The sequence below is a fragment of the Arthrobacter sp. 01T419 genome, assembly GCF_056398865.1.
Genome location: NZ_JBFTQF010000018.1, coordinates 27,055 through 46,940 on the forward strand (window position 1 = coordinate 27,055; position 19,886 = coordinate 46,940).

A 19,886-nucleotide genomic window follows, 5' to 3' on the forward strand; every position below is an offset into this window, starting at 1 on the left:
ACAGAAAGACACCCCAATGAAAAACATCAAGCAATCGGCCGCAGCCGCGGCGCTCATCGGGCTAGCCCTCCTGACGTCAGCCTGCAGCCCACCCACGCAAGCGACCGCAGGACCAGCTTCGACGGCGGACACCGGTAAACCCCTCAATGTCGGATTCTTCGGCTTCGCCAAGTCCAACGGCTTCGCCCAAGGAACCTTCCTCGGCGTCCAGCAGGCAGCCAAGGCCAACAACGCCACCGCCACGTTCGTAGACCCCAACTTCAACGCCCAGACCCAGGTCCAGCAAATCCAGGACGCCGTCACCTCAAAACAGTTCGAGGTGATCGTTGTCCAGGCGAACGACAACCAGGCCCTCATCGCCCCACTGCAGCAGGCCGTCCAAGCTGGCATAACGGTGGTGGTCGAGTTCTCCGTTATCGGCCCGAAGTTCGACACTATCCAGCCCCAGGTCCCGGGTGCAATCAGCATCGTTGACCTTCCTACCAGCAACGGCAAGATGCTCGGCCAAATGGGCAAGGATGCCTGCGCCAAAGTCTCCAAAGACACCTGCAAAGTGGCCTACCTCGAGGGATTCAAGTCCCTGCCGCTGGATAACGCCCGGACCGAAGCAGTGAAAGCTGAGCTGGCCACTGATCCGAAGATCAAGCTGGTGGCCAGTGTCGAAGGCGGATACACCCAGGACAGCGGCCGGCAGGCGTTCCAGAACGTTTCCCAAGCTAACCCGGACGTCGATGTCGTCATCGGCGCATCCCAGGCGATCACGGGTGCGGCCGCCGCGGCTGGCAATAGCAACATCAAGTTCATTGGCAACGGCGCATCCACCTCGAATGTCGAGGCCGTCCGATCCGGTAAATGGTTCTCCATCTACGTCAGCGACGTGGTGGCGAACGGCGCCAAGGCCACGGAACTCGGCCTTGCCAAGGCCCGGGGACAGCAGGTGGAAACGGCAGTGGACGAGGCGAGCTTGGCTCCCAACAAGGCCAAGGGCACGAAGGAAGCCCTCGACGCCGTGAACTACGTCTCGAAGTACTCGGACTAGCCGACTTATCCCCCTCGTGGTCCTGTCCTGCCGGGGCTGAGGTCCCGGCAGGACCGGCCAAAACTTCCATTCCATCTCCCGAGGTCAAAATGGCTATACAACAGTTGGATTCACCAGAGCGAGTCAATCGGAGTGCCGCTCCGGAAATCACCGTCTCCGGAATCGGAAAGCGGTACGGTGCCAGCACTGTGCTGCGCGATATCACGTTGTCGGTGGCTCCCGGGGAAATCCACGGCATCATGGGGGAAAACGGTGCTGGCAAGAGCACGCTGCTGAAGATCCTCGGCGGCGCCATCGCGGCAGATTTCGGCGTCGTCAAGCTTGACGACCGGGAGGTGAAGATCACCGAGCCCCGGGACGCCATCGCACAAGGAATATCCCTCATATCCCAAGAGCTGGCGCTCATTCCTGGCCTTTCAGTGCTGGAGAACGTCTTCCTGGGCCGATGGGCCAACACGGGAAGTCTGCTCCGGTCGCGGCGGGACGCCGATCACTTGGAGCGCCTCCTGGCCGAGACCGGCTTTGAGCTTGACCCCCGGGCGATAGCAGGGGACCTCCCCATCGGTCAGCAGCAGCAGGTCGAAATCCTGAAAGCCCTCGCCCGTGGCGCCAAGGTGCTGTGCATGGACGAGCCGACGGCGGTCCTGAACGAGGCCGAGAAGGCGAAGCTGTTGAAGGTGATCAGGAGCCTCGCGCGTTCAGGCACCACCGTCATCCTCGTATCGCACTATCTGGAGGAAGTCCTGGGTTTAGTGGACCGCGTGACCATCCTCCGTGACGGACAGCACATCACCACTGAAGACGCCTCGGGGCACACGCCGGAGTCGCTCGTCGGCCTGATGGTCGGCAGGGAGGTCGATTTCCTCATCCCGGAGGTTCGGCCGGTGCCTCCGGAAGCAAAAACGGTGGTCCAGGTGGCGGGACTGAGCAGCTCAAAAGTGCAAGACGTCTCCTTCACAGTCCGCCAAGGCGAAATCCTGGGTATCGCAGGCCTGGTGGGCAGTGGCCGTAGCGAGACCCTGCTCGCCATGTTCGGTGCTGATCGAACCACCGGTGGACATGTCCAGATCAACGGCCGACGCCTCCGTGCCAACTCCATCCGGGAAGCCATCAAAGCCGGAATGGCCCTCGTCCCCGAGTCGCGGAAAGAACAGGGCCTGGTCATGTCCCGGCCGGTGGACGAAAACATCGCCCTCTCCACCTTGTCGGGCCGATCACTGGGCGGTTTCGTCAGGGTAGCCCGGGAAAAGGCAGCCGTGTCCGAGATCAGCCATTCCGTCGACCTGCGCGGCGCCCGCCGCGGCTCACTGATTGCCGATTTGTCCGGAGGAAACCAGCAGAAGGCGCTCTTCGCCAAGTGGCTGCTCAATCCTCCGGCGGTGCTGCTGGTGGACGAACCCACGCGTGGTGTCGACATCGCGGCCAAGGCGCGCATCCACGGCATGATCGCCGACCTCGCAGCAAAGGGCACGGCTGTCGTGGTTGTCAGCTCCGAGCTCGAGGAAGTCATCGGTCTGTCCCACCGTATCCATGTCATGAGGCAAGGCCGCATCGTTGCTGAATTCGACCGGAACGCCTCCCGCGATGAAGTCATGACTTCCGCATTTCTGAAATAGGTGAATCAAATGACCACAGTTACCGTTGCCGTGTCCGAGCCGGCCGAGAAGAAATTCAAGCTCAATGTCAGGGATTTCGGGATCGTCTTCGGACTGATCGCCATCATGCTGTTACTGACCCTCAATACCGGAACGTTCCTGACGGGCCGAAATTTCATCAACCTGTTCGACCAAGCTGCCATCGTGGGGCTGTTGGCCGCTGCCGCCACACTGTGTATCGTCAGCGGTGTCTTCGATCTCTCCTCCACCGCAAACTTGGCGGTCTCCGCCATCGCCGGAGTGATGATCACCCAGCACTTAGGGGTGATCGCGGGATTCGTCGGCGCATTGTTGGTGGGAGCCGCCCTGGGAACCGTCACCGGCCTGATCGTGGTCAGTACGAGGGTGAATTCCTTCATAGGCACGCTGGCGGTAAGCATCATTTATCGAGGCCTGGCCATCGTGATCACGGGCGGAGCCATCGTCGCCCCGCTGCCCGAGCAACTTGCCGCCTTCCAGACGTGGACCTGGCCCAGCCTCTTCGGCCTCACTGCTGGCTCTGTGCTCATGGTTGCCATGACGGTCGTCCTAGGCATCGTCCTCTGGCGCACTACGTTTGGACGCAGGATTTACGCCGTGGGCGGCAATAAGGAAGCGGCACGCCTTAGCGGTATCCGCACCGGTTCCATCCACGTCGCCGTCTTTGCCATCAGCGGTCTGTGCTCCGCGATGGCCGGCATGATTCTTGCTTCACGCGCAGGCTCAGCCCAGCCAGCCATGGCCATCGGCATCGAACTCACGGCCATTGCCGCCGTGGTCATCGGAGGCACCAGCATTCTCGGCGGGCACGGCGCTATGTGGCGGGCCTTCGTCGGAGTCATGATCCTGACCGTCATCGGCAACGGCTTCAACCTACTCCACTGGGACACCACCTACCAACAGGTTGTCACCGGCATCCTCATTCTGCTTGCAGTCGCCGCGGACGGATTGTTCTTCCGCAAGCGCACCGGATAGGCCCTCTTGGGGGGACGCTATATATATGGAGCATGGTCGTGACCTGTTGAGCGAACTGCAGCAGGCTGAACAGGAGGCCGAACAATGCGCATAGGGCTGCGGTTGCAGGGAACAAGCTGCCGGACCTTGGTGCTGGACGGGCACAACGTGGTGGCCGCCGCGGCTGCGATGCGATGCGGCACGCTTGCGGAGGCAGTCGACACCACCTTCGAAGAGCTTCGTCACGAGCTTGGTGCGGAAATTACGAAAGTCACGGACATTACCTCCGACGCCGGACGCGTCCTCGCAACACGGAAACTAGCCTCGGTCATCGCGATCCGGATTTCGCCCCGCCCGCCTGCGGACGCGTTCCACGTGACTGGGCTGCCGGCACTCGTCGAACCAGTGGTGGCCCGGACCGTCCACGTCGGCGGAGGCCACGACCTGAGGGGACGCCCCCTCGCTCCGCTAGGGTTGGAGGCTTTCCTGGCCGAACTTCCGGACATCCTCTCCCGAGAGGTACGGAACATTGCAATCACCTCCGTGGGGTCTACTGCGTCGAAGGATCACGAAACGCGCATTGCCGATGCCATCCTGTCCAGTGACAGCGAAATGCGTATCAGCATCTCCAGCGACTTCTATTCCAGTGTCTTCCGCGACCGTGACTACACAGCCATCCTGAACAGCGCCCTCATGGAAACAGGGGAGGGCCTGGCCGCGATGCTGGAAGCGTCGGGACGGCGGCATTTTCCCTTCGCCACGATGTGGTTCGCCAAGAACGACGGCGGCCGTGCGCCGCTTGCGCGGCTGGCGGTGATTCCGATTCACGGGTTGCGCCCCGAACCCGCTATGCAGATCCTCGGCGCGGCTACCTTGGCCGGCGCCCCGGATGGGGAGGTCGTCATCTGCACGGACTCCGGGGTCACTGTGGGCCAAATCCGCGGGGGCCTCCCTGCTACGCGAAGCGTCATCCGCCAAGGGTACGAGGCGAGCCTCGCCAGCAACGCCGCCGTCGTCGAACCGTACACGGCCGACCATCCGGTCCGCCCTGCGATCCCCTCGGTGATTGCCGACCTCCGAAGCGGGCAGGACACCCCGCTCCCGTTCGGGCTGGTTCCCACGCTGGCAGCTGCGCACGACGCCGCGCAGGTGGGGTCCGCCGTCGCGCCCCTGACCGCCTGGATCGACAGGTTGGAGACGGTAAGCGGGCGGGCGGACCTCCAGTTGGTGCAGCGTCGCGCGGAAGAAGATGCCGAGTCGGCGGCCGTTCAGTTGGGGGCGAGCCCCGGGCTCACGCGGATCATTGAATCGAACGTGTACGCCATGCCCTACGGCAACCCCGGCATCGTGCGGATCAGGGTCCAAGCTGCTGGTGAAGTCTCCGGGGACACGATTGAAGATGCCGCCGAAATTCAGGTTCGGGCACCTTTCGGGGCGGAAGAGGGTGCCATCCGATGAGCGCCCTGCTGACGGCGCAGGATGTCCGGCACCTGCGAACCGGCGCCCATTTCCTGGCCTGCACCATCGACCCCACAGCCATCTACGTTTACGCGGAGATGATCGAAAAGGCCATGGAAAACCGTGCTTTGGAACTCATCTCGATTGACGAGCTGGCCCCCGATGACCTCGTGGTCGCGATCGGAATGGTCACTCAGGGTCTCTTGATCGCGGATATGCCTCCGGTAGGCGATGAGTTCATCGGGTGCATCCGTGCCATCGAGGCCACGCTCGGCCGGCAGGTACGGGCGATCTATTCGCTAGCCGCCGCCAACATCAACGGAATTGTTCCCCTCATGGTCGGGCTGCAGTCCTCGCTGCCGGTGATTGATTCCGACCCCATGGGCCGTGTTTTTCCCTTGATCAGCCAAACAACGCTGAACATCGGCCACGTCCCCATCAGTCCGATCGCCCTCATGGGAGTTACCGGCGAACGGGCCGTGGTGGAGGCTGAGAACCCGCGGCGGGCCGAAACTCTGGTGCGGGCCCTCGTTACGGAGATGGGTGGGTGGGCCGCTACAGCCATGTATCCGTGCTCAGCGGGCCAAATGCGCGAGCACGGAGTCCACGGCTCCATCAGTCGGATGATCCGAATCGGGGAGATTCTCGACGCTGAAACCTCGGTCGCCCGGAAGTTCCAGCAGCTCGCTGAATTTCTGGGTGCCACCCGGATTGCCCGTGCCCGGGTGAGTCACGTCGAAAGCCTGTCGCGCCCTTCGGACCTAGGCCTTCCGGCGCTGCCGTCGAGTGTCACGCTCTTGGACGAACGATCCGGGCAGATCATCCGCTTGGAGATCCAGAACGAAATCCTGCTGGTCCTCGTCGACGGCGCCATCGCTGCGGCCGTCCCGGACATCGTCTCGCTGCTCAACTCCGAGCACGGCACAGTCGTCAACATCGACGATGTGCGGGTGGGCGATGTCATCGACGTCCTGAAAATCACGGCTGCAGCGCAGTGGTACTCGGAGGCTGGCCTTGATCTTGCTGAACCAAAGGCCTTTGGTATTCCGATCGAGCACCCAAGGCGGCAACATGCGTAGATCGAAAAGCGAGAACCATCTGGATGTCGCCGGACTCCTGGCGCACGGCTCCCTCCGCGGTACCACCCCGCTGTATCTCACTCCGTCCAGCGCGGCAATCGACGGCGTCGCTCTTGTCTCCCAGCTTGATGCCATCCAGCGGGTGCGGCCCAACACCGTCATCGTCCTGGCAGCGGAGATGGGCTCCGGCGGCTGGCTGGTGTCCGCAGCCCTACGGCACGCCTGGGAGCGGAAGGCCAGCGCCGTCGTCGTCGCTGGAAGTACCTACTCCAGCGCGGTGGTCGGCCTCGCCGAGCGGCTGGGTATCACCTTGCTGGCCGCCGAGGGCGACACGTCGGGCATCGCCCTCGCACTGGCCGCTGAAATCGGCGCTGCCCTGTCTGTGGTGGACGCTGAGCTGGCGCGGTTTGCCCGAGCGGTCGCGAAGGACACTACCTTGGGAGCTGTCCTGAAGACCATCTCCAGGGAGCTGGACGGTATTGAAATCTTGCTGGAGTACGACGCCGTGAGCCTGGCGTCCGCGGGAACGCCCACCCGGGAGGCCGTCGAAATCATTACCGTGGATGTTCGCGGGTCGAATACCTCCATCCCGTCCAGGCTCACCGCGCGAGTGCCAAGATCCGGAGTCCACAACCTGCAGCTCGTCCGGTCGATCCTCGAGGTGGCCACGCCGTCGGTAAACGCTGCGTGGCTGTTGGGAGATGTCCTCGACACCGCGCGTGCAGTACCCACGGCGGCCCTGGTCGGCTTAAACCACGAGCCCGATTCCTCCTGGACCACGTTCGTGGAACGTCACCGGCATTTGCTCTTCCAGCTGGGCTGGCGTGGGGAGGAGCAATATGTGGCCGTGTGGATCCGCAGGGCGTCGTTGGAAGCCCATCGTCCGGAGCTTACAGCGGTGCTGCGGCTGCTCTGGCGGAAAGTCACAGTCCGCAGCCCCTTGGCCGAAGTCCACGGTGGCTGGCTCGCCCTTGTTCCCGCCGGATACCAAGAGGCGGCGGATCAGCTCGAAGCGCGGATCCGGGTCCGTCTCGGGAAGTCTTTGGGGGAACTTGGTCTGGGGGCGGGACTCTCCCGCTGGCGCGAGGAACCAGCGGTACTGCCGAATATCGTCCGTGAATCCCGTTTGGCCGCTGAATCCGCTCTCTCGACCGGACCTGGCACGGTGGCAGGCTTTGCCAATCTTGACGTCGCGGCGGCCGCGACGTTCGTCGATGAGGACTCGGTCCTGCTCGTGGCCGAACTGACGCTGCCGCTGCTCATGGTCAGCCCGGACAGGGACCTCGTCATTGCGGCTGCAGGGGCCTTCCTCGACCACCACGGCTCCGTAAGCCTCGCAGCAAGCTCCCTTGACCTGCACCGGAACACGCTGCAGACCAGGCTCAACCGTGCCCGCGAACTGGGCGTCCCCCTCGACATCCCAGCCAAGCTTCTGTCCGTCCATCTCATTCTCAGCGCACTTCGCCGCTCAATCCACAGTAAGACGAGTTCCGCCAATCCCGGCTCAAACCAGAAAGGACTCCCATGAGTTCCCAGTTCGACAACTTTGACGATGTCTATGCCGCCGCGCAGGAAGGGCCCGGCGTCATCCTGTTCACCGCTTCCGTCATCGCCGACGCAGGCACCAGCATGGCGCGCATCTATACGAGCCACCCAGGGGTCTACCCCGTCGGCGGAAGGAAGACCCTGGGCGGGGACACCAACCCGGTGTGGCTCGAGCAGGTCCTCAAGGGCCAGCAGCCGTTCCTTGCGGCGGACAAGGAAGCAGTCCGGGCATTCTTCTTCGACTCCGCAACCATTGAGTCGCTGGGTTGCGGTGCCATCGTCAACGTTCCAGTGGTAAGCAACGGAGAGACCATCGGATCCATGAACTTCCTTGCCCCTGAGGGTAGCTATGGGCAGACATCGGTGGATGCGGCCGTGGACATCGCCCAGCGCGCCGTCCCGCTGTTCGAACAAGCGCTCACCAGCACCAACTAGTCCTTCGCGGGCGGCCGCCAAGGAGCGACGCCCGCGAAAACAGCTGAAAGGAACTTTCACACGTGACCAACACGGGAACACTGACCATCCGTAACGCCCTCATCTTCGATGGCGAGACCCGGAACCTGCTCGAAGGCTCCATCACCGTCCGCGAAGGCCGGATCACGGAAGTGGGGCGAGACGTGGAAGAGGCCGGAACAATCGTTGACGCCGACGGCCGGACCGTGATTCCCGGGCTCATCGATGCGCATTTCCATGCCTACGCGCTCAGCTTGACTGCCGCCAAGAACGAAACAGGGCCATTGAGCTACTCTGCGCTCGCAGGGGCCAGGCGACTTGAGGCGGCCTTGAACCGGGGCTTCACGAGCGTCCGTGACGTGGCCGGGGGAGACATAGGCCTTGCCAATGCCATCGACGAAGGCTTGTACGCAGGTTCGAGGTACTTCTTTACCGGACCGGCGCTGAGCCAGACAGGTGGCCACGGTGACATCCGGGCCGCGGACGACGGCGGTTGCTTCCATGGCGGCCACATGTGCGAAGTGGTGGACGGCGCGGATGAGCTGTTGCGGGCCGTGCGCAACCGCTTCCGCACCGGAGCCACGGCCATCAAGCTCATGACGTCCGGCGGAGTCATTTCCCCCGTCGACCCCATCAGGGTTCCGCAATACAGCTCGGCCGAAATCCGCACGGTAACGGAAGAGGCGTCCCGCCGGGGCAGCTATGCGACGGCCCACGCTTACTCGCCCGAGGCCATCCGTCATTCGGTGCTCAACGGGGTGCGCTGTATTGAGCACGGCAATCTGCTGGACGCTGAAACTGCCCGCTTGATGGCTGACAATGAGGTCTACCTGGTACCAACTTTGGCGACCTACGACGCGATGGCCAGGCGCGGCGAAGAAGTCGGTCTCACGGAGGTAGGGGCGGCCAAGAACCGGGAAGTGCTGAATGCCGGCCGGAACGCCGTCGAGCTGGCCCGCGACGCGGGAGTCCGGATTGGATTTGGTACGGACCTCATGGGGGAGTTGGAGGATGAGCAACTGGCCGGGCTCCGCCTGCAATGCGAAGCACTGGGTGTCTACGATGCGCTCCGCTCGGCAACTTCGACCAACGCAGCCCTGTTGCGTCGCGATGACCTGGGCCGTATAGCCGAAGGAGCCTTTGGAGACCTGGTCATCCTGGACGGAAACCCCGTCGACGACCCGTCGGTGCTCTGGGACGAAAGTCGCATGCGTACAGTCATCAAGGCTGGACAGGTCATCACAAGGCAGTAGCCAGCCGCGCTCCGGGCTCTGAGACCCGTGCGGTCCAACAGGCCACGGTCCTACCCGCCCCACTAAGCTGTGGCCCATGGAAACAGTGGTGTGGTCCAAACCGGAAAATGAGCGTGCCGGGACGCCGCTGCTTGTGATGATGCACGGATACGGTACGGACGAGCAACGGATGGTGGATCTCTTCCCACAGCTTCCCCGGGAATTCACCTGCGCTGCGCTCCGTGGGCCCATGCCGATCGGGGACCACTACGGCTGGTTCCTGCTGGACTACTTCCTGGCCAACGACTTTGCGGACGTCATCACCGCGACCAACAAGGTGTTCGCCTGGATTGACTCGGTCAAACGCAACCACAGCAGCGTGAGCCTCCTGGGCTATTCCCAGGGCATGGCCATGGCCAGCACCCTCCTGCGGCTCCGCCCGGAAGGCTTCAAGGCGACGGTCGGCCTCTCCGGATTCGTGCTGGAAAACGATCTTCTGGCGCTCAGTGAATCCTTCGAATCGCCACCGTTCTTCTGGGGGAGGGACAAAGCTGACCCGGTGATCTTCAGGGATGCGATTGAGCACACCGAGGAATGGCTCAACAAGAATATGGCTCTCACTGCGAGAACCTATCCCGGCATGGGCCACCGGATCGAGGCGCGGGAAATGGCGGATGTCAGCGCGTTTCTGACGTACTACGTCCTCCACTGAGGTGAGGTCCGCGTCACATTCGGTGATGCTGGAAAGCAACTCTTGATTGCCAAAATTGTAAGCGCTTACACTCTTCTTCGGCGGTGCAAGGATGTGCCGTCTAATCCAGAAGATGAAAGGGTTGAGGCCGTGTTGAATGGTTAAGGCTCAACGCGTGACAATTCAGGACGTCGCAGTCCTCTCAGGCTTGTCCATCTGCACCGTTTCACGCGCCCTGCGGAACCTGCCGAACGTGTCCGAAAAAGCACAGGCGAAAGTGGCCGACGCCGCCGCCAAGCTCGGCTACAAGGCATCCTCCGCCGCGGCCCGGTTGGCCGGCGGAAGCACCGGCTCCATCGCGATCATCGCCCCCACCGCCACCGCCTGGTTTTTCGCCCAGGCCGTCGAAGCGGCCGAGGAAGTGTTCGGAGACAGCGGTTTCGACACAGTTTTGATCAGCCTGCGTGGCAAGTCGAGCGTCAAGCGGAAGATCTTCGGCGACCTTCTTGGCCTGTCCCAGCGCGTAGACGGCGTGCTGCTCCTCAACGTTGATTTGAGCGAATACGAGGTTGCCCTTCTGGCCGCGTCCGGCCTCGCAGTTGCAAGCGTGGGGATGACTTCCGTACCGTGGGACAACGTAGGGATCGACGACGAACTTGCGGCTTGGCAGGCCACCTCGCACCTTTTGGGGCTGGGTCATTGGGATCTGGCGGTACTTTCCGGGCGCGAAACCCAGGAGAATTCCGTACTGACGTCCAGCGACCGGCTCAAGGGGTTCGGCCGGGCATTGAAAGACCATCACCTGACCGTTCATCCGGATTTGGTCATCAACTCGGATTCCACGATCGACGGCGGACGCAAAGCCATGAACGAGCTCATTGCCCACCGAAGCCTTCCCACGGCGGTCTTTGCGGACTGTGATGAGGCGGCCTTCGGAGCCCTGATGGCCATGCGCGAGCATGGACTGTCTGCGCCGAAGAATGTCTCCGTGATTGGAATCGACGACCACCCCATGAGTTGGTTCCTTGGCTTGAGCACAGTGGCGCAGCCGGTGGCGGACCAGGGTGCCTTCGCCGCCAACCTGCTGGTCGACCGCCTCCAGAACGCCGACGCTCCCAACGAACCCTCCAACCACTTCCTCGACACCAAGCTCATTGAACGCAAAACCACGCGCCGCCAGCGCTGAACGGACCACTCCACACGATGACTGATACCCGAGCAACCCAGAAAACTGCCTGGACGGGCGCGGCCGCGCTCCTTTTCGACCTCGACGGCGTGCTGACGCCCACCGCCGTGGTGCATGAGCAGGCCTGGCAGGAGCTCTTCGACGGCTACCTGGCGGAAACCGGCCATCCGGACGGCTACCAGGAGAGCGACTACTTCGACCACATCGACGGCAAGCCGCGCTTCGATGGTGTGCGGGATTTCCTCACCTCCCGTGGAATTACTTTGCCGGAAGGACCCACCGACGACGATCCCGCCAAAACCAGCGTGCAGGGCTTGGGCAACCGCAAGAACCGGATCTTCAACGAGATTGTGGATTCACGCGGCGTCGAGCCCTACGCGGGCTCTGTCCGCTTCATCCACGCTGCGCTGGAGTTGGGACTCAAGCTCGCCGTCGTGTCCTCTTCGCGCAACGCGCCGGCCGTCCTGAAGGCGGCCGGACTGGATGGCTACTTCCCTGTGGTGGTGGACGGCCAGGTGGCTGCCGCCGTCGGGCTTCCCGGCAAACCGGATCCGGCCACGTTCCGCTACGCGGCCGAGCTGCTGGACGTTCCCGCCGCGGGCTGCGTCGTCGTCGAGGACGCTGTCTCCGGCGTCCAGGCCGGTAATGCCGGGAACTTCCGCGCGGTGATCGGGGTGGACCGCGGGGCGGGCCACCAGACCCTGCTCGACGCCGGTGCAACTTTCGTGGTCGACGACCTCGACGATCTCCTCTAATCACGCCGTTTCACCAGAAACAGAAGGAACCAACAGTCCATGGCACTCATCAGCTCCGATCGGCTGCGCTTCCCTTGTGAACCGTGGAAGCTCGTGGAGAGCATCCACGTTCCCGGTGACGCGGGTACGCTCGAAACCCTCTTCAGCCTCGGCAACGGCCACTTGGGCATCCGCGGCGCCCACTGGGCGGGGGCGGACGCCGAACTTCCCGGTACGTTCATCAACGGTTTCCACGAAACCTGGGACATCAAGCACGCCGAAAACGCCTACGGCTTTGCCCGCACGGGCCAACGGATCGTCTACGTTCCGGATGCCAACAATTTCAACGTTGTGGTCGACGGCGAGCAGCTGAGTCTCGCCGAGTCCGCGGTGCAGAACTACCGCCGAACCATCGACTTCGCCACGGGCGTGTACGAATGCGCCATCACGTGGGAGTGCCGTTCCGGGGCCACCGTCACCACGGTGGAGCGCCGCGCCGTCGGGATCGAATCCAGGGGTGCCCTTGGCATCGAGCTGAGCCTCACCGCCGATCGCCAGGTGTCCGCAGACATCACGTCCCTGGTGATCAACCGGCAGGACCAGCCTGTGGAGGACCACTCGGCCCACGACCCCCGCCGCTCCGGCCGCCACGCCGGCCGGGTGCTGCTCCCGCTCCACCTCCAGGGCTCGGACGGATCCCTGCGCCTGGCCTGGGAAACCGCGGAATCGCGGCAGCGCATCGGCATGGCCGTGGACCACTGGATTTCCGCGGAAGGCCAGCCTTTCGAAACACTGGTGGGGGAAGACGAGTCCTCGGTCCGGTACGTCATGGCCGTGAATGAGGGCGAGACCTTCCGCCTGGAGAAGAGCGTCAGCTACGTGGTGAACAGCGCCGACGCAAACGCAGAGGAGCCCGGCGAGATCCTGGCATCGGATGCCGAGCTGGGGCTCGTCCCGTTCAGCACGATCCTGGCCGAAGGCGCCGGGCACTATCGCGACTACTGGTCCTCCGCGGACATCGTCATCGGTGGTCAGCCGGAACAGCAGCAGGCCGTGCGCTGGAGCCTGTTCCAGCTCGCCCAGGCCACCGCGCGCGCCGGCGTTGCAGGCATCCCGGCCAAGGGAGTGTCCGGTTCCGGCTATGAGGGCCACTACTTCTGGGACCAGGAGGTGTACCTGCTGCCGTACTTGACGTACACCAACCCGGGAGCTGCCCGGCAGGTCCTGGAGTCGCGCCATGCCATGCTTCCCGACGCCCGGATCCGGGCCAAGGAGCTGAGCGTGGACGGTGCACTGTTCCCGTGGCGCACCATCAACGGGCTCGAAGCCAGCGCCTACTACGCCGCCGGCACCGCGCAGTTCCACATCGCCGCAGCCATCTCCTTCGCCGCCAACCGCTACCAGTGGGCCAGCGGCGACGCCAGCTTCCGCGCTGAACTGGGCGCCGATCTGTTGATCGAGACGGCGCGCATGTGGGCTTCGCTGGGCTTCTTCGGCAAGGACGGGATGTTCCACATCCACGGGGTCACCGGCCCGGACGAATACACGGCCGTGGTCAACGACAACCTCTACACCAACGTCATGGCCCGCTTTAACCTGCGTGCCGCCGCGGCCTTGGAACATCCGGATGTCCCGGAAACCGAGCGGATGGTGTGGCACCAGGCAGCCGAGCGGATGTCCCTTCCCTACGATCCGCACATGGAGATCTACAGCCAGGACAACGACTTCATGACCCTGGAGCCTTGGGACTGGTCGACCCCGCGATCCAAATACCCACTGCTGCTCAACTTCCACCCGCTGGTGATCTACCGGCACCAAGTCCTCAAGCAGGCGGACACGGTGCTGGCGATGTTCCTGCAGTGGCAGGACTTCACGGCCGAGGAAAAGCAGCGCGCGTTCGACTTCTACGATCCCATCACCACCGGCGACTCCACCTTGTCCGCCTGCGTGCAAGGGATTATGGCAGCCGAGGTGGGCTATTCCGACGTCGCGCTCAAGCACTTCACCGAGGCACTGTTCATCGACCTGGACAACACGCACAACAACACCGTGGACGGCGTGCACATCGCATCCACCGGCGGGATCTGGAGCTCCTTGGTGTGTGGTTTCGCGGGCATGCGGGACCAGGGCCAGGTCCTGCACTTCGATCCGAGGCTGCCGGCCGAATGGGACAGCCTGTCCTTCCGGCTCACGATCCGCGGGCGGCTGTTGTCCGTCGAAGTGCGCCCGGGGACCATCAGCCTGGCGCTCGTTGCGGATGCAGGTTCGGCGCCCGACGCCGGTGCCACACCTTTGGAGGTCACCACACCTTTGGAGGTCACCGCGCCTTTTGAGCTCAGCGTGCGCGGGGAGCGGGTCGTCGTCGGCGTCGAGCCTGTCACTGTGCCGCTTGACGCGGTGCCTGTCCCTGCGCCGTCGGTCTTCCCGAGCCTCTTCCCGACGGCAGGACTCCCGGTGATTGGAAGCGCGCGGGTCTAATCCATCGATTGATCCCACTCACCGGCCTTCGCAGCTAGGCCGGTGAGTGGTGGGGAGCAGCGGTTTCGGAGTTATTCGGGAGCGGTTCATTCCTGATTCACGGGTCGCCGATACGGTCTCCGGAGACCTCTCTGGAAAGGACCCATCTCATGGATCGACGTACATTCGCCTCCGCTGCCTTGCTAACCGCGGCGGCACCGCTGCTCACCACTACTCCAGCCCTCGCGGACCCTTCCGAGAGGGGAAAGGATGCCAAGCTCACACGCGCCATGTTGGACGCTTTGGAACGCGAACTAGACGACCGCGCCACCGCCGCCGTCGTGGAGCCGCATGTTGAAGACGTCGGATTCAACTGGCATCCGCCAACCACGCCGATCGAAAGCATTGATTTCATCATTGCCTATGGCTTCGGCAACCGCCGTCCAGCAGGAGGCGGAGATCCCAGCCGCGTGCTCTACGAGCCTGGCCCGGTCAACGAGGTCCTTGCGGACACGGTCGCGAAGCTGCGGGCGAGCCGCAACGTTCCCGTCTACGCCCAGTGGGAAATCGCCAGGTTCCTTGAGTCGAAATACCGCATGAGCGGGGTGACGTCGATTGAACCGGTCATTTCGGCGGACGGCACCATTGTGTACCTGAGCACGGACGGTGTTGCAGCCCGGGTCAAGGAGTTGCGGGCCGCTCAGCCTGCGGGGACCGCCGGCATTGTTGGATTCAGGGACCATATCAAGCGCTGCGTCCAGACCACCCAGGACCGCGGGATGGACGCTTTCGCTCCCCAAGGCATCGACATGCCCAGCGCCTACGATCCCGAGTCCGGCCAGCCGTGGACCCGGCGTCGTGATCTCTATCTGGTGCACGACATGTACGCCCAGCTGGCCGTCCTCCGCGGGAAGCTGATCGCGCAGGCTTATCCCAACGGCTGATTCGCCGGCCGCTCAGGCCGAGGTGTGGTCAATCCGTCCAAAGCCGCGCGGATCCAACAGGATGCGGCGGGGCGGCTGGGTGCGGCGCCCGGCGGGAACGCGCACGACGACGGCGGCCGCGCGCCGTCGTCGAACCCCGCCTGAGGTGCTCCCTACGCGGCAATGGATGCTTCATTTGGAAAGATCAGTGCCATGGACGCTGCGTCGGCGCGATTTCAGTCCAGTCTCGAGCTTGGTCCGCACCTCGCGCTTCACGCGGGCGGCAAGCTCGGTCTCATGCGATTCCAAGAAGGTTCGTACGGCATGCGGATCCCACGGCACCAAGGAACGCAACGCCCAGCTGGCTGCCTTGACCACCGTGTCGTCGCGATCGTGGATCAAAATCCCGACGACGGCGAGCGTGCGTTGCGTGTCGCCGGTTCCCCACCGCGACCTGGTGTTGAGCACGGTGGTGGAGACGAGGGCAATACGACGCCACCAGTGGTCCGGGCTCCGTGCCCAGCCGTCGACGTCGGAGTCCGAGATGAGCCCTTCGCGCCACGCGGGACCCACCAGGATGGTCGCGAAGGCATCGGCCTGGCCCCAGGAAGCGATGCCTCCCCCCAGCTCTTTCAAGCGGGCCGGTGTGAGGGCCGCAAAAGCCGCCTGATGGGAATTGATGAACTCCCATCCTTCCCACTCAAACCCGGCTTCCACCAGACCTTCGGCGAGAGCGAAGACCACGGACGCATCCATCGTGGCGATTTCCGCGGAGACTTTGCGGCGGACGGCGCGGAAGCTCGCGGCGTCGTGCTTCTCCAAAGCGCGCAGTTCGTCGAGGACGCGCGCCAACAATTGCCCCGGTTGGGTGTCCCCCGGAGAGACGAGCACTCCGTGCGAAGCCACTTCTAGCCCCAGGATTGCGTGGGCTGAGCGCTATTATTCCGGGGCGTCGTCGGTGTCCGGCCCTTCGGCGGGTTCCTGGCTATGCAGCCCGGTCTCGTGGAGGACCCAGCCCTCAGTTTCCCCTTCGGCAGGGGCGTCGCTGTGGTGGCGGACGTCGTTGGGCTCTGCTGACTTCTTCATTCCGGATACTTCCTGTCCTTCGTTGGACTGCTCCCGTGAACGCCTTAAAGTCTACGCCGGGGAGCGGGTGAGTGGCCTAGGCTAGGCCAAGGAACTACACACGAATCCAACGGCTGAATGCAGAGGTGAAAAATGGCCAAGCGACCCAACCCGGCAGTGAAGATTGCGCAGGAAACCGCCCATAACGCCATGTTCGACGCCAACGGCAAAGCCAAGCCCGGTGTCCACAACGTGCTGCTCCGCGCCGTCGACGTACAGCGTCCCCTTGTCTTGGCGAACCTGCGCCGCCTCCAGCGTAAACACCCACATGCCACGGCAGCGCAGCTCGYCGCCAAACTGGAGCGCGACTACCTCGCCGCGGTGACAGGTGGGGGTGCCGCCGTCGGGGCAACCGCCGTCGTGCCCGGAATCGGCACAGCGGCCTCGCTGGGCCTGTCCGCGGTCGCGACGATCGGCTTCCTGGAGGGCACCGCGCTCTACGCCGCTTCCTTGGCCGAGCTCCACGGCATCCGACTGACCGATCCGGACCGTGCACGCACCATGGTCATGGCCATCATGCTCGGCGAAGAGGGCACCGCCCTGCTGGGTTCACTCAGCGGACAATCGCTCGGCAAGGGCAAAGGCGTGACCCAGGCTTGGGGCAAGACCCTCACCAAGAAGCTGCCTGGCGGAGGATTCGGAGTGGTTCGCGACGCCATCCAGCGCGCCTTCCTCAAGAGGTTGCTGAGGCGGCAGGGCACCGCTTTCCTTGGCCGCGCCCTGCCCTTCGGCGTAGGGGCAGTGGTGGGCGGGGTCGGGAACCGCATCATGGGCCGTGCCGTGGCAGCCGCAGCACGAGAAGCTTTCGGTCCTATGCCGGACATCATCCCGGGCGAGCTGCTCCCAGCCGTCCGCCAGAACGCGCTGGAAGGCGGAAATAGTGGACCTCAACGCTGATTCGGGGGAGTCGTTCGGCTCCTGGACCATGGGGAACGACGCCTCGATGTTCCGGATTGTCAGCAGCGCCAACGTTGCTTGCGGGTTCCATGCCGGGGATCCGGTGACAATGCTGGACAGTTGCCGCGCGGCCTTCGAGCTCGACGTCCGGGTCGGCGCCCACGTGGGCTATCGGGACCTGCACGGCTTCGGGCGCCGATCGATGGACATGTCCTTCGATGAGCTCTTCGGCGACGTCCTCTATCAGCTCGGTGCCCTGGACGGCATGGCCCATGCGGTGGGCGCCTCGGTGGACTACGTCAAACCCCACGGTGCCCTGTACAACAGGATCGTCCACGATGTCGATCAGGCCGAAGCCGTGGTTGCGGCGATTCACGCCTACGATCCCGGGCTTCCCGTCCTTGGCCTGCCCGGTTCGGCGTTCCTGCGCCTCGCCGAAGAATCCGGGCACCCGGTGTTCCGGGAGGCTTTCGTGGACCGCGGGTATTTGCCGGACGGGACCCTGGTGCCGCGCTCGCAGGAAGGCGCGGTGGTGCACGACGCCGCCGCAGTAGTCGAGCGGGCCGTGCGCTTTGCCGTGCGGGGCGAGGTTCTGGCCGTAGACGGCACTGTGGTGCGAGTGAAGCCCGACTCCCTGTGCATCCATGGCGACACCCCTGGTGCTGTTGAGCTGGCTGCGGCGGTGCGCGCTGGCCTTGAGGAAGCTGGTGTGGAGATTGAATCCTTCGCCTGAGGTTCTGCCCTGTGGGGACAGCGCGTTCTTGGTGGAACTGCCGGACCTCAATGCCGTAGTGGCGTACTACCGCGGGCTGACCGGGGCCGGCACGTCGGCGAGCCTGTCAGTGCCCGTGGGGATCATCGACGTCGTGCCCGCTGCCCGGACTGTTCTGGTCACCTTCGATCCCGGGGCGATCCGTCCGGCCGAGGTCCGCGACTGGCTGGAATCCGCCGAGCCGGCGCGTGCCGGGGTAAGCTCGGGCCGCGAAGTGATTATCGAGGTGTCCTATGGAGGACCCGACCTTGCCGAAACGGCACAGTTCCTAGGCATGAGCGAGGCCGAGGTTGTCAATCTTCATACGAACTCGGAGTGGACGGCCGCCTTTTCCGGCTTTGCGCCCGGCTTCGTGTATCTGGTGACTACGCATGAGCGGCTCCGCGTCCCGCGCCGGAACACCCCGCGCACCGCTGTGCCGGCCGGGGCTGTCGGTCTCGCGGGCGAGTTCAGCGGCGTCTACCCACGCTCTTCGCCGGGCGGCTGGCAGCTGATCGGAACCACGACGGCGGCACTCTGGGATGCATCGAAAGCGGACCCTGCGCTGATCAGGCCGGGCGACGTGGTGCGGTTCGTGGAGGCCTGATGGCGATTGTGGTGGTGAACCCGGGCCCACTCACCTTGGTGGAAGACCTCGGCAGGCAGGGCTGGGCCTCGTTGGGGCTGAGCCCTTCCGGTGCCTTGGACCGGCAATCTCTTCGCCTCGCCAATCTGCTGGTGGGAAATCCCGTGGAGGCGGCCGGGCTGGAAATCTTGCTAGGCGGGCTGCGCCTGCGGTTCGTCACGGCGTCGGCGGTCGCGGTAGCTGGAGCGGAGGGAATCGTGACACTCAACGGTGCCGAGATTCCGCTCAACCAAGCCGTGCGGGTGGCTCCGGGCGCGGTGCTGGACTTCGGGGTGCCGCCGTTCGGACTGCGATACTACCTGGCTGTGCAGGGCGGGATCGATGCGTCCAAGCTTCTCGGTTCAAGCAGCACGGACATGCTCTCCGGTGAGGGCCCGGCGCCGTTGAAATCGGGGGAACAGCTGGGGATCGGCCGTGTTTCCAATGGTTCGTCTGCGGGAACCGGGGCTGGGCATCTCAACAATGTAGCGACCCTCCCAGCCATCCGCCGTGCCCCCGATCCAGGGCGAGCCATCACGGCCCGGGTAGACCGCGGCCCCCGTGCAGACTGGTTCGACCACGACTCCTGGCGCCGCCTTGTCAGCCAGGACTGGACCCTCTCGCCCGATTCCAACAGGATCGGCGCCCGGCTCGTGGGCCGCCCGCTCAACCAGACCCGGCGCGAGGAACTGCCCAGCGAAGGGATGGTTCTCGGAGCACTGCAGGTCCCGCCGTCGGGCCTTCCCACCGTTTTCCTCGCTGATCATCCCGTGACGGGCGGCTACCCCGTAATAGCCGTGGTGCGCCGCGCGGATCTGGACTTGCTGGGCCAAGCCCGCCCCGGCCAGCGGATCCGCTTCCTGGGCTGAGGGTCCCTCTCCACTGGACATGCCCCTCCGAGCCACTCAAAAGTGGACATGCCCCTTTCTAGTGCCCGCGCCCCGTTGGACATGCCCCTTGTTGGATGCGTGGAGTGGACATATTGGGATTATGTCCATTGGTGGGCGGCAGAGGTGAGCATGTCCCTTTCCCGCTTCTGAGCGCCGGCGTTGGACATGTCCCTTGTTCCCTGTGACGAGTGGACATATTGGGACTATGTCCAC

General features: G+C 64.2%; 19 protein-coding genes. 17 read left to right on the forward strand and 2 right to left on the reverse strand.

Annotated features, from left to right (window positions below):
• Positions 1-16: 16 nt before the first annotated feature.
• The 13 genes from AC1DLO_RS20060 to AC1DLO_RS20120 all read left to right on the forward strand — a co-directional run bounded on the left by AC1DLO_RS20060 (position 17) and on the right by AC1DLO_RS20120 (position 15,406).
• Entirely contained in the window at positions 17-1,039 is a 1,023-nt protein-coding gene (locus AC1DLO_RS20060) for a sugar ABC transporter substrate-binding protein (RefSeq protein ID WP_476891528.1), read from the forward strand.
• 89 nt (positions 1,040-1,128) lie between these two features.
• Complete coding sequence (locus tag AC1DLO_RS20065; RefSeq protein WP_476891529.1) at positions 1,129-2,655, forward strand: sugar ABC transporter ATP-binding protein; 1,527 nt, start codon at positions 1,129-1,131, stop codon at positions 2,653-2,655.
• A 9-nt stretch (positions 2,656-2,664) separates the two neighbouring features.
• The gene (locus AC1DLO_RS20070) at positions 2,665-3,648 is read left to right on the forward strand and encodes an ABC transporter permease (protein ID WP_476891530.1); all 984 of its coding nucleotides are present in this window, start codon (positions 2,665-2,667) and stop codon (positions 3,646-3,648) included.
• An 84-nt stretch (positions 3,649-3,732) separates the two neighbouring features.
• The gene (locus AC1DLO_RS20075) at positions 3,733-5,085 is read left to right on the forward strand and encodes a hydantoinase/oxoprolinase N-terminal domain-containing protein (protein ID WP_476891531.1); all 1,353 of its coding nucleotides are present in this window, start codon (positions 3,733-3,735) and stop codon (positions 5,083-5,085) included.
• Complete coding sequence (locus AC1DLO_RS20080; RefSeq protein ID WP_476891532.1) at positions 5,082-6,164, forward strand: DUF917 domain-containing protein; 1,083 nt, start codon at positions 5,082-5,084, stop codon at positions 6,162-6,164. The genes AC1DLO_RS20075 and AC1DLO_RS20080 overlap by 4 nt, the downstream gene beginning before the upstream one ends.
• Positions 6,157-7,692, forward strand: a complete 1,536-nt coding sequence (locus tag AC1DLO_RS20085; RefSeq protein WP_476891533.1) for a helix-turn-helix domain-containing protein — start codon at positions 6,157-6,159, stop codon at positions 7,690-7,692. The genes AC1DLO_RS20080 and AC1DLO_RS20085 overlap by 8 nt, the downstream gene beginning before the upstream one ends.
• Positions 7,689-8,144, forward strand: coding sequence for a GAF domain-containing protein (locus tag AC1DLO_RS20090; protein WP_476891534.1), 456 nt, complete (start codon positions 7,689-7,691; stop codon positions 8,142-8,144). The genes AC1DLO_RS20085 and AC1DLO_RS20090 overlap by 4 nt, the downstream gene beginning before the upstream one ends.
• Before the next feature lie 62 nt (positions 8,145-8,206).
• Positions 8,207-9,415, forward strand: coding sequence for a metal-dependent hydrolase family protein (locus tag AC1DLO_RS20095; protein WP_476891535.1), 1,209 nt, complete (start codon positions 8,207-8,209; stop codon positions 9,413-9,415).
• A 76-nt stretch (positions 9,416-9,491) separates the two neighbouring features.
• Entirely contained in the window at positions 9,492-10,106 is a 615-nt protein-coding gene (locus tag AC1DLO_RS20100) for an alpha/beta hydrolase (RefSeq protein WP_476891536.1), read from the forward strand.
• Positions 10,107-10,260: 154 nt separating this feature from the next.
• A complete protein-coding gene (locus tag AC1DLO_RS20105) occupies positions 10,261-11,271 on the forward strand; it encodes a LacI family DNA-binding transcriptional regulator (RefSeq protein WP_311770596.1) in 1,011 nt (336 codons plus the stop codon).
• Between the two features lie 17 nt (positions 11,272-11,288).
• Positions 11,289-12,026, forward strand: coding sequence for an HAD family hydrolase (locus AC1DLO_RS20110; protein ID WP_476914580.1), 738 nt, complete (start codon positions 11,289-11,291; stop codon positions 12,024-12,026).
• 39 nt (positions 12,027-12,065) lie between these two features.
• The gene (locus AC1DLO_RS20115; protein ID WP_476891538.1) at positions 12,066-14,483 is read left to right on the forward strand and encodes a glycoside hydrolase family 65 protein; all 2,418 of its coding nucleotides are present in this window, start codon (positions 12,066-12,068) and stop codon (positions 14,481-14,483) included.
• A 149-nt stretch (positions 14,484-14,632) separates the two neighbouring features.
• Positions 14,633-15,406 (forward strand): hypothetical protein, encoded by a 774-nt coding sequence (locus AC1DLO_RS20120; protein WP_476914581.1) that lies wholly within the window; start codon positions 14,633-14,635, stop codon positions 15,404-15,406.
• 171 nt (positions 15,407-15,577) lie between these two features.
• Here AC1DLO_RS20120 and AC1DLO_RS20125 read toward each other — a convergent pair whose 3' ends face one another.
• Together AC1DLO_RS20125 and AC1DLO_RS20130 are read right to left on the reverse strand one after the other, a co-directional pair.
• On the reverse strand, positions 15,578-16,291 hold the full coding sequence (locus tag AC1DLO_RS20125; RefSeq protein ID WP_476891540.1) for a DNA alkylation repair protein: 714 nt from the start codon (positions 16,289-16,291) through the stop codon (positions 15,578-15,580).
• Positions 16,292-16,324: 33 nt separating this feature from the next.
• The gene (locus AC1DLO_RS20130; RefSeq protein ID WP_476891541.1) at positions 16,325-16,471 is read right to left on the reverse strand and encodes a hypothetical protein; all 147 of its coding nucleotides are present in this window, start codon (positions 16,469-16,471) and stop codon (positions 16,325-16,327) included.
• A 132-nt stretch (positions 16,472-16,603) separates the two neighbouring features.
• Between AC1DLO_RS20130 and AC1DLO_RS20135 the strand changes: the two genes are divergently transcribed.
• Genes AC1DLO_RS20135 through AC1DLO_RS20150 form a run of 4 tightly spaced genes read left to right on the forward strand, consistent with a single transcriptional unit; the run spans position 16,604 to position 19,652 of the window.
• Entirely contained in the window at positions 16,604-17,407 is an 804-nt protein-coding gene (locus tag AC1DLO_RS20135; RefSeq protein WP_476914582.1) for a hypothetical protein, read from the forward strand.
• On the forward strand, positions 17,391-18,140 hold the full coding sequence (locus AC1DLO_RS20140; RefSeq protein WP_476891543.1) for a LamB/YcsF family protein: 750 nt from the start codon (positions 17,391-17,393) through the stop codon (positions 18,138-18,140). The genes AC1DLO_RS20135 and AC1DLO_RS20140 overlap by 17 nt, the downstream gene beginning before the upstream one ends.
• A complete protein-coding gene (gene pxpB / locus AC1DLO_RS20145) occupies positions 18,124-18,765 on the forward strand; it encodes a 5-oxoprolinase subunit PxpB (protein WP_476891544.1) in 642 nt (213 codons plus the stop codon). Before AC1DLO_RS20140 ends, pxpB begins: the two co-directional genes overlap by 17 nt.
• Positions 18,765-19,652: a 5-oxoprolinase subunit C family protein gene (locus AC1DLO_RS20150; RefSeq protein ID WP_476891545.1), complete on the forward strand. Its 888-nt coding sequence runs from the start codon at positions 18,765-18,767 to the stop codon at positions 19,650-19,652. The genes pxpB and AC1DLO_RS20150 overlap by 1 nt, the downstream gene beginning before the upstream one ends.
• The last annotated feature ends 234 nt before the right edge of the window (positions 19,653-19,886 follow it).